We start from the raw sequence: 12,389 nt of genomic DNA, 5'->3' as shown, positions 1-12,389 counted from the left end.
CTACTTCCAGAACCTGGTCAGGTAGTTGCCGTACGCGGCCCAGATGTCGGGCACCCCGGACAGCGAGAACAGCCAGTCGGTCACGCTGAAGAACACCGTGTTCAGCGGCGTGTAAAACACGACAGCGAACACGATCAGCATGCCGAACGGTGCGATTTGGGCGGCGGTCTGGCGCGCCTGGTAGCTCAGCAGCGGTTCGATTACGCCGAAGCCGTCAAGGCCGGGAACCGGCAGGGCGTTAAGAATCGTGGCCGTGATCTGGAGGTAGGCGAGGAAACTCAGCCCGAACCAGAACGCCGCGCCCTCATGCATCGAGCCGCAGATCTTGATCACCACAAGCAGCACGATCGCGCACAGCGCGTTCGACGCGGGACCAACCGCGCTCACCAACTGCCGCACCGACCGCTTAAACCGGCTGGTGTCGAGGTACACGGCACCACCGGGCAGACCAATGCCGCCAAGCGCGATGAACACCAACGGCAACGCGATCGACAGCACAGGATGGCTGTACTTCAACGGGTTGAGCGTGAGGTAGCCGCGCGCGGAAACCTCGTGGTCGCCCGCTCGCCACGCGACGTAAGCATGCGCGAATTCATGCAGGCAGAGGCTCACGATCCAGCCGCCGACAACCAGGATGAAAACGCCGACTTTGGCGCGCCACGAATTGAGGTCGGCGTCCCACGCGAGCGCGCCGCCAAGCGCGGTCACGAGCACGATCCCTAGGAAGATCGGGCTGGGCCGCACCCCGTCGTGGTGGGGGGAACGGTGTTTGTGAAAGGAGTAGCTCATCGCACCAATAGCCAGGGTTGTTCGAATCGATAAAAGGTGGAGCGGGGCACGGTTCGGGTCGCGACGATGCCGTCACGGGTGACGACCGCGCCCGGGGTGCCAAGTTGCGCGGCGCGCCCTTGCACCCACTTGCGTTTACGGAATCCCTTGCGCACGCGGGCGCGGACACCGGGCATTTCGACGGTGGGGGAGATCAGCATCTCGCGCACTTCGCCGGTGAAGAGCAGGGTGTCGTCGACGTAGGCTTCGCCGACGAGTTTCGCGCCGTCGGGGCCGGTGATGGCGGCGCGGCCGACGAGTGCGGTGCCGGTGTCGTCGCGGATGAGCAGCGTTTCGCGCGCTTTGCCTTCGACCGCCAGTTTTGCCGCCGCGTTACCGGTGCCGAGGCTGTAAACCCGTGAGGCATAAGTGGTTTCGACCGGAACGTAGCCGAGTTCGACATGCAGACGTTCGGTTCGCATGAGGTGGGTGAGCACGGTCGCGAGGCTCGCATCGGCACCAAGCACGATCAATCGCGGAAGACTGTCGGCGGCCAAAACGGGGAGCAACTCATCGACGACGGTGAGGTCAGGCACCAGATCGGTCTGCGTTGTCGACAGTGAAGAGAGCGCGATCGGCACCGGGGTGTTACCACACCTAAGAACGTGGGTACTCAAACTGCGGTAGCCCTCCTTGCTCGGATCGCGCCGCGCGCGCTGCCGACAGACCACCGTAACGGATCGCCGCAGCGCAACGCCGACGCGGGTCGCAGGTCGGTCGCCGGGCTTCTATACGTCGTGGGCTAGACTGTGTTCCCGGCAACCGCCCCAGTACGGCAGTCGCTGCAGTACAGACGCGTGCTGCTCATCGTTGCGTAGGAGAGCTGACAATGCCGGCAATCGTCCTCATCGGCGCCCAGTGGGGCGACGAGGGTAAGGGCAAAGCTACCGATTTGCTCGGTGAGCGGCTTCAGTGGGTCGTCCGTTACCAGGGTGGCAACAACGCGGGCCACACCGTCGTGCTGCCCAATGGCGACAAGTTCGCCCTGCATCTGATCCCGTCGGGCATCCTCACTCCGGGCGTCAAGAACGTCATCGGCAACGGTGTCGTCGTTGACCCGGGTGTGCTGCTCGAAGAGCTCGCCGGTCTGGAAGAGCGCGGCGTCGACACGTCGAACCTGCTGCTCTCGGCCGACGCGCACCTGATCATGCCCTACCACGTCGCCATCGATAAGGTCACCGAGCGCTTCCTCGGCAACAACAAGATCGGCACGACCGGTCGCGGCATCGGCCCCTGCTACCAGGACAAGGTCGCCCGCGTTGGCGTCCGTGCCGCCGACGTGCTCGACGAGAAGATCCTCACCCAAAAGGTCGAAGCCGCACTGGAATTCAAGAACCAGGTGCTTGTCAAGATCTACAACCGTCGCGCGCTCGACCCGCAGCAGGTTGTCGATGAGGTCCTTGAGCAGGCCGAGTCGTTCAAGCACCGCATCGCCGACACCCGCCTTGAGCTCAACCTCGCGCTTGAGCGTGGCGACACCGTGCTGCTCGAAGGCTCCCAGGGCACCCTCCTCGACGTCGATCACGGCACCTACCCGTACGTGACCTCGTCGAACCCCACCGCGGGCGGCGCGGCAGTCGGCTCGGGCATCGGCCCGAACAAGATCGACACCGTCCTCGGCATCCTCAAGGCCTACACCACACGCGTCGGCTCGGGCCCGTTCCCGACTGAGCTCTTCGACGACAAGGGTGAATTCCTTGCCAAGAACGGCGGCGAGGTTGGCGTCACCACCGGTCGCGCGCGTCGCTGCGGTTGGTTCGACGCCGTGATCGCCCGTTACGCCACCCGCGTCAACGGCATCACCGACTACTTCCTCACCAAGCTCGACGTGCTTTCGGGCCTCGACACCGTGCCGATTTGCGTCGCCTACGAGGTCGACGGTGAACGCGTCGAGCAGATGCCGACCACCCAGACCGGCTTCCATCACGCGAAGCCGATCTACGAGGAAATGCCGGGCTGGTTCGAAGACATTTCCGGCGCGCGCACCTTCGAAGAGCTGCCAGCAAACGCGCAAGCGTATGTGCTTCGCCTGGAAGAACTTTCGGGTGCGCGGGTGTCGTCGATCGGTGTTGGCCCAGGCCGCGACCAGACGATCGTGCGCCACGACATCCTCGACTAACCAGCTAGCTCGGTTTGACAGCAACCTCAGAGCTACCGCTATTGTTCGCCACGCCGCACGCGGGGACGTGCGGCGTAACGCGAAGCAGTGAGGTGCTCGGCATGAGTCATGTGGCAGTGAAGTTGGTTGTGGGGGCGGTGCCGATGGCATTGGCCGTCGCGTGTGCGGGTGTCGCTGTCGCGGTGCCGACTGGTCCGGTGCAGCCGGGAACTACCGCGCCGGGCACTGTCCAGCCTGGCACCGTCGCGCCGGAGCCGCGCTCGGATCTGGCGAAGGTCGGCCCGTCCGACGACCTCGCGCACGCGGCACCGCGCGCCGATGGCACCGAGACGCGTCCCGTGCCTTCGTACGTGGCGCCCGCGCCGCCGATCGTCGTTGAGGAGCTGCACCTGCCGGAGGCGGTTGAGCCGGTCGCGCCGATCGCCCCGCCGGTGCAAACCCTGCGTCTCGGCGACTTCAACGCGCCGGTTCCCGACGAGTACTTCACCGCGGGCGCTGGCTTCATTCCGCAGGAACTTCCTGGTCAGGCACTTGACGGCGTGAACAACACCGCCGCCGACGTCGAAGCGGCCATCGCGACCCAGGGCCGTTCGATCGGCATCAACCCGAGCCGCTCCGACAAGATCGCCGCTGGTGCACTCGCCGGTGCCGCCCTGGCTGGCATCCCGGCCGCAACGGTCGGCGCGGTTGGCGGCGGACTCGCTGGCGCGGCCGTCGGCGCTGGCGCTGGATTCGTTGTTGGCGCGGTGACCACTGGCACCGCGGGCGCGATCATCGCGGCCGCTACCGCCGTCCCGACCGGTGGTGTCGGTGCGGTGGTGGCACTCGGTGCCGCAGCCGCAGCAACCGGCGGCGCGACCGCCGCTGGTGCCGCGATCGGCGCCGGTGTCGGTGCGGCCGCGGGCGCGGCGGTCGTCGGTATTCCCGCAGCGGCTGTCGGCGCGGTCGTCGGGGGCACGTACGCGAGCACGATGTAGCGCGTCCATTCCGGATCAAGATCATCAGGCTCTCAGGTAAACAACGGCCGAGTAGAAAAATCCCTGAGAGCCTGGTGATCTTGCTGGTTTCGCCTAGCCGAGCTGGTGAGCACGCTCTGGTGGCGATTTCCACTCGACCGATGCCGCCACCAGAGCGTGCTCACGGGTCGACAAAGCGGCGAGTAGCGTCGGATAACGGAGGTGGCTCGGATGACAGTGCGGTGGATCGCGGGCGGGATGCTCGTCGCGACGCTCGCTGTCGCGGGTTGCGCGAACCCCGGCGCCGACGCCCCAGCCCCGAAGCCGACAACCAGCAGCAAAGCGGTCCCGCTCAGGCAGACACTCGCCCCCGACCAACAGCGTTTCGAACGCATTCGCGGGATGCTCTACACGAACAATTGCACGAGTAATGCCTGCGTACAGACATATTTCGCGTGTATGGACGGCCTGCTAACCGGCGACCCATGCGACTTCTACCGAGCACACCCGCCCCCGGAATGAGCACTCGTCGGCCCGCACGGTTGGTCAGCGCCGTCGATTACTTCCCTGTCAGGAAGTCGCCAACTGCCGGGGCGAGGATTTCGACCTTCGGGTTGTGGCTTACGCCGGGGAGCTCGGTGAATTCCGCGTTCGGTAAGACGCCCGCGATTCCCTTCGCGCCCTTCGTCAGCATCGGTGACGTGCGGTCGCCCGCCAAAACAAGCACCGGTATTTCGACCGTTTCCCATTCGGCGGCGTCGAGTTTCACCCCGCGCATGTACGGCGCCATGACCGCCCAGTCGTGCGCGGTCGAGTTCGACGTCGCCGCCAGCTGTTTCCAAAACGGTGTCACCCGCATCACGCCAACCATCAACCACGGCATGCCCATTGCCTTGGTCAGGTAGTAGCGCACGGTCTTGTTGCGTTTGCCCGCGGCGATCATCGGATGCAGCTTGGTCGCTAAATCCTTCGGCGGCACATGGTCTTTCGGGTCGACGACGAACGGCGGCTCAAACGCGACAACCTTCGTGACGCCCGGCACCGTTCGCGCGGCGAGCAAGCCGAGGGCCGCGCCCGATGACCACCCGACCAATGCGGCTTCGCCCCCGGCCGCCTCGATCAGTGCCGCGGTGTCGGCGACTTCGTTGGCCGAGTCGTACACCCCGGGGGAGTCGGCGCTGTCGCCGCGCCCACGTCGGTCGTAGTTGATGACGGTGAGCCCGTAATCGTCGGCAAGGACCTTCGCGACCTCGCGCATCGTGGGGAATGCCCGCGAACTGAACGCGCCGCCGATGAGGATGACCGTCCCCGCGTCCCCGTCGCCAACCTGGTCGTAGGCGATAGTTGTCCCGTCGGCCGACGTAACAGTCCGCATTCCTGTCCTCTCACTCACCAGCGATTTCTAGCGACGCTACGCGATGCCCACCCACCCAAACCCGCGAACCCGCCGCGCCGAACCGACCCGCCGCCCTAACAGCACTATCGGCCGGGTCAGCACGCACCGCCGCCCCAGCCGCGCTCAGAACAAAGTCGGCTCGCCGAAGCCCGCCGTTCCTTCCAAAGTCAGCAATCGCGCCTTCGTGTCGATCCCGCCCGGAGCCGAAAAGCCGTGCAGCGCATGGTCGGCCGCGAGTACCCGGTGGCACGGGATGATCAGGGGGATCGGGTTTTCGCCAAGGGCGCGGCCCACCGCCTGCGCCGCGCCCGGCTTGCCGATTCGTGCCGCGACCTGCCCGTAGCTCAGCGTGTGACCTGGGTCGATCGACCGCGTAACGGCGTACACGTCGCGGTGAAACGGCGAAACCGCGTCGAGCGACGTCTCGATCCAGCGCAACGAGTCGAGGTCGCCAGCGAGGTGCGCCTGAATGCCTGTGATCGCCGCGAGCACCGCGGGCCCTGGCGCGTCCTCCCTCACCAGCGCATCCCCGAACGGCCGCGTGATCCGTGCCAGCGTCTTCTCCTCGGTTGCTTCCGGGAGCTGGAAACGCACGATGGCTGTGCCCCGCCACGCGACGGCGCACAGCCCAATCGTTGTGTCGAACAGTGCAGCGACCACTTCAGTAGCCATGTGGTCAAGTGTGCCAGCGATCATGCGGCAAGCGAACCACTATCAGATTCGATGCCAGTTTTCGGCAACTGGACTGGTTCGATGACGGGCTTGCGTGCGCGGACAGCGTCGAGGTCGCGGAAGGCCCGCTGATCGTCGTACGAGCGAAAAGCCCTGTCGTGCGCGGAATCTTGGAACGGCCAGAAGGGTAGTTCGCGGTCGCGCGGGGACAGGTAGTAGGTGGCGAAACCGATGACCAGGGCGACGGTGATGGCGAGGAAAGTGGACATGACTTAACAATCCACCCACTGGCCTTGGCGAAAAATATCCACTTACGTAATACTGGACTTTATGGCGACAAGAGTGATTGGTGCTTCGGGACTGGCACGCGACCTGGGCGCGTGGCGCGACCCGGAAACCGACGGCGTCGAACGTCGCCCGCACCGGCCCGCGTATCTCGCACTGGCCGAAGCGATTCGCCTGCTCATCCACGACGGCCGCGCGCCGCTCGGCGTTGCGCTGCCAAGTGAACGCGACCTCGCAACCACGCTCGGCGTGAGCCGCACAACCATCACGTCCACTTACGCACTCCTGCGCGACCACGGCTACCTGATCAGTCGACAGGGTTCGCGCAGCACAGTCGCGCTGCCGCCCGCGATCGCACACGACGGGTCGAAGCCCGCGCGCGGCATCATGGCGCTGATGGCGCAGCCTGCGGTGCCGACCATCGACATGACCTACGCGGCGATGTCCGCGCCGCCGGAAATGCAAGATGCATATTCAGTTGCACTACAAGGACTTCCCGCATTTCTAAACACGCATGGCATGGATCCCGTCGGCATGCTTGCCCTTCGGGAAGCGCTCGCCCGGCGCTACACCGAACGTGGACTGCCAACCGACCCGAGCCAAGTCCTCGTGACTCTCGGTGCGCAACACGGACTTCGACTCCTGCTGAACGTGCTCGCCACCCCGTCGGCACGCGTGTTGATTGAGCACCCCAGCTACCCCAACGCCATCGAAGCCATCCGCGACGTCGGCGCGCGCCCGATCCCCGTACCGCTCCGTCCCGAATTGCCAAGCGCGGGTTGGGATTTGGACGGCATCCGCAGCACCGCACGCCAAACCGCCGCAACACTTGCATATTTGGTGCCCGACTTCAACAATCCAACTGGCCTGCTCCTCGATGCGGAAGGTCGCGCCGAACTGGCCGCCATCGCCCGCGACACCCGCATGACCATCATCGTTGACGAGTCAATGAGCGACCTCAACCTCTCGGGAACCACCCCGCCCCCGCCGCTCGCCTCGTTCGCGAAAGGGTCGGAGATCATCACGATCGGCTCAGCGTCCAAGTCGTTTTGGGGTGGCCTGCGCGTTGGTTGGATCCGCACCAACCAGGCGCTGATCACGAAACTGCTCGGCATCCGAGCAACCGTCGACCTCGGCACCCCGGTCATGGACCAACTCGCGACCACCCACCTGCTCGAAAACGCGACCCCCATCCTCGACCGCCGCCGCGAACAACTCATCGCCCAACGCGCGACGCTGCTCGCCGCCGTCGCCGACGAACTCCCCGAATGGCACATCACCCCAGGTGCGGGCGGCATGTCGGTGTGGGCGCAGTTGCCGACCCCGGTCTCGACCGCACTGGCCGCGACCGCCCCGAACCACGGCGTGCTGCTCGCGGCTGGCCCGCGCTTTGGTGTGCAGGGTGCGTTCGAACGCTTCTTGCGCCTCCCGTTCACGCACCCGGAGGAACAACTCCGCTTGGCGGTGAAGTCGATAGCGTCGGCCTACGAGGCCCTCACCCCCCGCGCCGCCGACCCGCTACAGCCCCTGACCTGCTACTGACCGCCCGCGACCTCACCAGGCGCGCTCTCGCACACCGCCAATCCGGCCCCGACCAGCCCGGGGTCAATGGTCTCGTGCGCGGCCCCAAGCCCAAACAAACTCGCGACAACCAACGCGATAACCGTCAACGGCACCGTCGAACGACGTTCTGCCCCTTGCCGATACAACACAACTAACAACCACACCAGCGCCAAACTCGACGCCAACAACAGACCAGCGGCGAGCCCGTTCAACGCCGAAGCGAACGGCGGGATCGGGACCGTGCGCGTGCACGCGATCCGCAACACCTTCGCCTGACTATCCCCAAGCACCTTCGCGCCCGCGACAAACGCGACAAGCGCACACGCGAAAGTGGTAGCGGCGAAAGCTGCGGCTACCACTTTCGGGGACCGATGAACTGCTTCTTCGCGTCGGATAAGGCAAAACCCTACCCACGCGAACAGGCGAAATCAGTCAGCCCACACCGATTCGATCGGTGTCGCAACCGACGGCGGCGGCGTCGGCACCGGACCCTGCGTGCGCGAGAAACGCGGTGCGGGCGCGTGCTGGGTAACGCCTTCGATTTCGATCAGCCCTTCGCGCGCGGCGATGTGCTCGTTGGTAGTCGCCTCGGTGAGCGTGAGGACCGGCGTTGTGCACGCGTCGGTGTCGAGGAAAATCTCGGTCCACTCGTCGCGCGTCTTGGTTTTGAACTTCTCCGTGAACAGCTTCCGCAGCGTTTCCTGACCGTCGGGGTCGAGCTGCATCGGCAGCCCTTCGGGGTCGATCCCGAGCCCCTGCAGCAGCAGCGCGTAGAACTGCGGTTCGATCGCGCCAACCGCCATGTACTTGCCGTCGGCGGTTTCGTAGGTGTCGTAGAACGCCATGCCGGTGTCGAGCAGGTTGGTGCCACGCTCGTCCGACCACAGGCCGACGCCGCGCATGCCCCACACGAAGTGCGAAAGGGCAAGCGCCCCATCGACCATCGCCGCGTCGACAACCTGGCCCTTACCGGAAACCGACCGCTCGACGAGCGCGGCGAGCACGCCGGTGACGAGGAACATCGAGCCGCCACCGAAGTCGCCGACCATGTTCAACGGTGGAACAGGCCGCTCACCCTTGCGCCCGATCGCGTTGAGGATGCCGGTGAGCGAGATGTAATTAATGTCGTGACCAGCGCGTTCGGCCATCGGCCCATGCTGGCCCCAGCCGGTCATCCGCGCGTAAATGAGCCCGGGGTTGCGGGCCAGTAGTTCGTCGGGCCCAAGCCCCATGCGCTCGGTGACGCCAGGGCGGAACCCTTCGATCAGCACGTCGGCTTTGTCGATGAGGTCAGCGACTTTGGCCAGGTCGGCGGGGTCTTTGAGGTTGGCTTCAACGATCGTGCGACCACGCCACTGCGGCCGTTCGAGGAACCCGGGCAGCTGGCCGTGCCGCTGCACGCGCACGACGTCGGCGCCGAGGTCACCGAGCAGCAAAGCCGCATGCGGACCAGGCCCGATGCCAGCTAACTCGACAACTTTGATGCCCTTGAGCGGACCATGCCCGGCGGTTGGATTCTCGCCCACGCCTCGACCTCGTTTTCCTGTTACACGCCGTATTGACAACCTGACAATAGCGCCGACGTGGCGGTGACGGTAGAGCTTGGGCCAGAATTGCGGATGCGCGGTTCGCGCGCTTATGGGAGGAAACCCGGTTGTGAACGTGTGGGGCGAAGTAATCGTCGGCCTAGTGATCTTGGTCGGCATAGTCGGAGTGATCGTGCCCATCCTGCCGGGGGTGATCCTTATCTTCGGCGCAATCGCGGTGTGGGCGTTCATGACTGGTGGCGCGGGCGCGTGGACCGTGCTCGCCATCGCGACCGGCGCGCTGGCAGTTTCCGGCGTCGTGAAATACACCTGGCCGGGTCGACGCATGCGCGAAGCGGGCGTTTCGAACCGATCGCTGCTTGTTGGCGCGGTGCTTGGCATCGCGGGCTTCTTCGTGATCCCGATTGTCGGCCTGTTCATCGGCTTCGTACTCGGCGTGTACCTGGCCGAGCTGTACCGGCTCAAGACGCACGAATTGGCTTGGCCCGCAACGGTTCACGCGCTCAAGGGCGTTGGCCTTTCGATGCTGGTCGAACTGTTCGGCGCCTTGATCGCATCGGGCGTGTGGTTAACGGGCGCCCTGCTGGTTTAAGACCACTGCTCGTTTAGGGCGGCTGCTGGGTTTTCGAGTCGCCAGCCCCGCATCCGACGGGCAGCCCGTAACCGCGCGACCCGCGAGGTGCGCTGGTCGCCCGACCAAGTGCCCAGGCCCTCGGCGCTAAGGCTTTTCGATCACCCGCAACGGCTGCGTATGCGCATCCGGCAGCTCGTTGCGCGGGATCGGCAACGTGGGCGGGTCGATGCGCGGGATCGGGCGCGTCGGTTCCGGGTCGGCCCGGTCGCGTTCGGGCAGCCGATAACAAGCGCGCGCGTTGTCTTCAAGCACGGCGGGCACGTCAGCGCCGACAACCTGGCACAGCAGGTCGAGGTCGCTGTCTTCGAACGGCCGACCAGCACGCGTGCCGGGCAGGTCGGTGCCAAACATCAGCGCGCCCGGGTTCACCTCGTGGATGCGTCGAAGGGTCTCGGCGACATCCATTTCCACGCGACCGAACCCCGTCGCCTTCACGCGCGCACCCCGGTCAACGAGGTCGAGCAAATACGGCAGCCCCTCGGCCGACATCCCCAGATGGTCGATCGACAACGCGGGCAACTTCGACAGCACCGGCTGCAACGACGCGAGCATCTGCCCGTCGATGTAGAGCTCAACGTGCCACCCGACCAGCTCGTGCGCGCGAATGGCCTGCAACGTCATCGCGGTGATATCGGCGGCAGCGCGCTTCAAATTGAAGCGAAGCGCGCGCACGCCAGCCTTGTCGAGGTCGATGATTTCCTCATCGGTGGCGTCGAGATGTAGCCGGGTGACGCCAACCCAGTCGTCGCCGAGTTCGGCAAGTGCCGCCTTCAGATACGACTGGTCGGTCCCTTGGAACGAGGCGCTCACCACCGCGCCACCGTGAATGTCTAAGTGGGACACGCGCTTTCGGTAATCAGCGATGGTGAACGGCTCGGGCAAATAGCCTTCGTTGGGAATCAGCGGGTATCGCTGATCGATGATGTGGACGTGGGCATCGAACACGGGTCTTAGCTTGCCTTAGAACCGGCGGTACCGGCTAGTTCGATTGCCCACTCCCAGGTCAGGCCCGATCCGGCTCGCTGGCGCGCAGCATGTCTTCGCGCTCAACAACCTTCACGCGCTCGCGACCCTCGGGCTCGCCAAGCGCGCGCTCGTGCGCGTCGAGGCGGTACCAGCCAGCCCACGTGGTGAACGGAATGCCCTTGCCTTCGAGGAACGCGGTGACGGCCTCGGGCTCCGGCTGCGTGGCCGGGGTGAAGCCAGCGGCGTCGTCGAGCAGGCACGCGATGGTCTCGTTGGCGTCGCCCTTGGTGTGGCCGATGAGGCCGACCGGACCACGCTTGATCCAGCCGGTCACGTAGGTGGCCGGGATGAACCGCGCAGCGCCCTCAGCCGAGTCGTCGCCGATCACGCGACCAGCTTCGTTCGGGACAGTGCCAGCCTGGTCGTCGAACGGCAGGGCCGAGATGTTCTGCGACAAGTAGCCGACGGCCCGGTAGATGGCCTGAACGTCCCAGTCGGTGAATTCGCCAGTGCCCTTGACGTTGCCCGTGCCGTCGAGCTGGGTGCGCTCGGTGCGCAGACCGACGACCTTGCCGTCTTCGCCGATGACCTCGGTAGGCGACTCGAAGAAGTGCAGGAACAGCTTGTGCGGACGGTCGCCGTGGTCGCGAATGGCCCACTGCTCAAGCGTGTTGGCGACCATGTCGACCTGCTTGGAGTTGCGACGCGCCGCTTCCGAACCCTCGTCGTAGTCGATGTCCTCGGGGTTGACGATCACTTCGATCGTCGGCGAGTGGTCGAGTTCGCGCAGCTCAAGCGGGGTGAACTTCGCCTGCGCGGGGCCGCGACGGCCGAAAACGTGCACCTCGCGCGCCTTGTTGGCCTTGAGGCCGTTGTAGACGTTCGGCGGGATTTCGGTCGGCAGCAGTTCGTCGCCGGTCTTGGCGAGCACGCGCGCGACGTCGAGCGCGACGTTGCCAACGCCAAGCACGGCGACCTTCTCGGCGTCGAGCGGCCAGCTGCGCGGCACGTCGGGGTGGCCGTCGTACCAGGAGACGAAGTCGGCGGCACCGTAGGAACCGTCGAGGTCGATGCCCGGGATCGGCAGCGCGCGGTCGGCGTTCGCGCCGGTCGAGAAGATGACGGCGTCGTAGAACTGACGCAGGTCGTCAAGGGTGATGTCGGTGCCGTAGTCGATGTTGCCGAGCAGGCGAACCTGGTCCTTGTCGAGCACCTTGTGCAGCGCGGTGATGATGCCCTTGATGCGCGGATGGTCGGGCGCGACGCCGTAGCGGATCAGGCCGAACGGCGCGGGCATGCGCTCGTACAGGTCGATGCTGACGTCCGCGTCGGACTTCATCAACGCGTCGGCGGCGTAGATACCGGCCGGTCCTGCGCCCACGATCGCAATGCGGAGCGGGCGGGTCGCTGTCTGTTCGGTCAT

14 protein-coding genes are annotated in these 12,389 nt (G+C 65.7%); 5 read left to right on the top strand and 9 right to left on the bottom strand.

Annotated elements, in window-relative coordinates; translation table 11 throughout:
* Together IEX78_RS12520 and IEX78_RS12515 are read right to left on the bottom strand one after the other, a co-directional pair.
* Entirely contained in the window at positions 1–789 is a 789-nt protein-coding gene (locus IEX78_RS12520; protein WP_188829069.1) for a site-2 protease family protein, read from the bottom strand.
* Positions 786–1,409, bottom strand: a complete 624-nt coding sequence (locus tag IEX78_RS12515; RefSeq protein WP_229683909.1) for a hypothetical protein — start codon at positions 1,407–1,409, stop codon at positions 786–788. Before IEX78_RS12515 ends, IEX78_RS12520 begins: the two co-directional genes overlap by 4 nt.
* Positions 1,410–1,657: 248 nt before the next feature.
* Here IEX78_RS12515 and IEX78_RS12510 point away from each other — a divergent pair, with 248 nt between their 5' ends.
* The 3 genes from IEX78_RS12510 (at position 1,658) to IEX78_RS12500 (ending at position 4,425) form a co-directional block, all read left to right on the top strand.
* The gene (locus IEX78_RS12510) at positions 1,658–2,947 is read left to right on the top strand and encodes an adenylosuccinate synthase (protein WP_188829067.1); all 1,290 of its coding nucleotides are present in this window, start codon (positions 1,658–1,660) and stop codon (positions 2,945–2,947) included.
* Between the two features lie 101 nt (positions 2,948–3,048).
* Positions 3,049–3,924, top strand: a complete 876-nt coding sequence (locus IEX78_RS12505) for a hypothetical protein (protein WP_188829066.1) — start codon at positions 3,049–3,051, stop codon at positions 3,922–3,924.
* A 210-nt stretch (positions 3,925–4,134) separates the two neighbouring features.
* Positions 4,135–4,425 carry a hypothetical protein gene (locus IEX78_RS12500; RefSeq protein ID WP_188829065.1) on the top strand — a complete coding sequence of 97 codons (291 nt, stop codon included), beginning with the start codon at positions 4,135–4,137 and terminating at the stop codon, positions 4,423–4,425.
* Positions 4,426–4,462: 37 nt separating this feature from the next.
* On the opposite strand, the gene IEX78_RS12495 is transcribed toward IEX78_RS12500, so the two are convergent.
* The 3 genes from IEX78_RS12495 to IEX78_RS12485 form a co-directional block, all read right to left on the bottom strand.
* Complete coding sequence (locus tag IEX78_RS12495; RefSeq protein WP_188829064.1) at positions 4,463–5,278, bottom strand: alpha/beta fold hydrolase; 816 nt, start codon at positions 5,276–5,278, stop codon at positions 4,463–4,465.
* A gap of 144 nt (positions 5,279–5,422) precedes the next feature.
* Positions 5,423–5,971, bottom strand: a complete 549-nt coding sequence (locus tag IEX78_RS12490; protein ID WP_188829063.1) for a methylated-DNA--[protein]-cysteine S-methyltransferase — start codon at positions 5,969–5,971, stop codon at positions 5,423–5,425.
* A gap of 20 nt (positions 5,972–5,991) precedes the next feature.
* Positions 5,992–6,240, bottom strand: a complete 249-nt coding sequence (locus tag IEX78_RS12485; protein WP_188829062.1) for a hypothetical protein — start codon at positions 6,238–6,240, stop codon at positions 5,992–5,994.
* Positions 6,241–6,301: 61 nt separating this feature from the next.
* Between IEX78_RS12485 and yczR the strand changes: the two genes are divergently transcribed.
* Positions 6,302–7,798 carry a MocR-like transcription factor YczR gene (gene yczR / locus IEX78_RS12480; RefSeq protein WP_188829061.1) on the top strand — a complete coding sequence of 499 codons (1,497 nt, stop codon included), beginning with the start codon at positions 6,302–6,304 and terminating at the stop codon, positions 7,796–7,798.
* On the opposite strand, the gene IEX78_RS12475 is transcribed toward yczR, so the two are convergent.
* Together IEX78_RS12475 and IEX78_RS12470 are read right to left on the bottom strand one after the other, a co-directional pair.
* On the bottom strand, positions 7,792–8,178 hold the full coding sequence (locus IEX78_RS12475) for a hypothetical protein (RefSeq protein ID WP_188829060.1): 387 nt from the start codon (positions 8,176–8,178) through the stop codon (positions 7,792–7,794). The two genes, yczR and IEX78_RS12475, sit on opposite strands and share 7 nt — an antisense overlap.
* A gap of 69 nt (positions 8,179–8,247) precedes the next feature.
* Positions 8,248–9,345 carry a CaiB/BaiF CoA transferase family protein gene (locus tag IEX78_RS12470; RefSeq protein WP_188829059.1) on the bottom strand — a complete coding sequence of 366 codons (1,098 nt, stop codon included), beginning with the start codon at positions 9,343–9,345 and terminating at the stop codon, positions 8,248–8,250.
* A gap of 130 nt (positions 9,346–9,475) precedes the next feature.
* On the opposite strand from IEX78_RS12470, the gene IEX78_RS12465 reads away from it, so the two are divergent.
* A complete protein-coding gene (locus IEX78_RS12465) occupies positions 9,476–9,958 on the top strand; it encodes a DUF456 domain-containing protein (protein WP_188829058.1) in 483 nt (160 codons plus the stop codon).
* Between the two features lie 126 nt (positions 9,959–10,084).
* Here the strand turns inward: IEX78_RS12465 and IEX78_RS12460 are convergent, their stop codons facing one another.
* Both IEX78_RS12460 and IEX78_RS12455 read right to left on the bottom strand, forming a co-directional pair.
* Positions 10,085–10,945 carry an amidohydrolase family protein gene (locus tag IEX78_RS12460; protein WP_188829057.1) on the bottom strand — a complete coding sequence of 287 codons (861 nt, stop codon included), beginning with the start codon at positions 10,943–10,945 and terminating at the stop codon, positions 10,085–10,087.
* Between the two features lie 58 nt (positions 10,946–11,003).
* Positions 11,004–12,389, bottom strand: coding sequence for an FAD-dependent oxidoreductase (locus IEX78_RS12455; RefSeq protein ID WP_188829056.1), 1,386 nt, complete (start codon positions 12,387–12,389; stop codon positions 11,004–11,006).

Source organism: Nocardia camponoti, assembly GCF_014646135.1.
Taxonomy (GTDB): Bacteria; Actinomycetota; Actinomycetes; order Mycobacteriales; family Mycobacteriaceae; genus Nocardia; species Nocardia camponoti.
Note: the sequence above shows the minus strand (reverse complement) of the source record. Positions and strands in the feature narration are given on the sequence as shown.

Coding starts and splice junctions, on each gene's coding strand:
- IEX78_RS12485 (WP_188829062.1), bottom strand. CDS start 6,240: ATGTCCACTTTCCTCGCCATCACCGTCGCCCTGGTCATCGGTTTCGCC.
- IEX78_RS12505 (WP_188829066.1), top strand. CDS start 3,049: ATGAGTCATGTGGCAGTGAAGTTGGTTGTGGGGGCGGTGCCGATGGCA.
- IEX78_RS12455 (WP_188829056.1), bottom strand. CDS start 12,389: ATGACCGAACAGACAGCGACCCGCCCGCTCCGCATTGCGATCGTGGGC.
- IEX78_RS12500 (WP_188829065.1), top strand. CDS start 4,135: ATGACAGTGCGGTGGATCGCGGGCGGGATGCTCGTCGCGACGCTCGCT.
- IEX78_RS12510 (WP_188829067.1), top strand. CDS start 1,658: ATGCCGGCAATCGTCCTCATCGGCGCCCAGTGGGGCGACGAGGGTAAG.
- yczR (WP_188829061.1), top strand. CDS start 6,302: ATGGCGACAAGAGTGATTGGTGCTTCGGGACTGGCACGCGACCTGGGC.
- IEX78_RS12520 (WP_188829069.1), bottom strand. CDS start 789: ATGAGCTACTCCTTTCACAAACACCGTTCCCCCCACCACGACGGGGTG.
- IEX78_RS12490 (WP_188829063.1), bottom strand. CDS start 5,971: ATGGCTACTGAAGTGGTCGCTGCACTGTTCGACACAACGATTGGGCTG.
- IEX78_RS12495 (WP_188829064.1), bottom strand. CDS start 5,278: ATGCGGACTGTTACGTCGGCCGACGGGACAACTATCGCCTACGACCAG.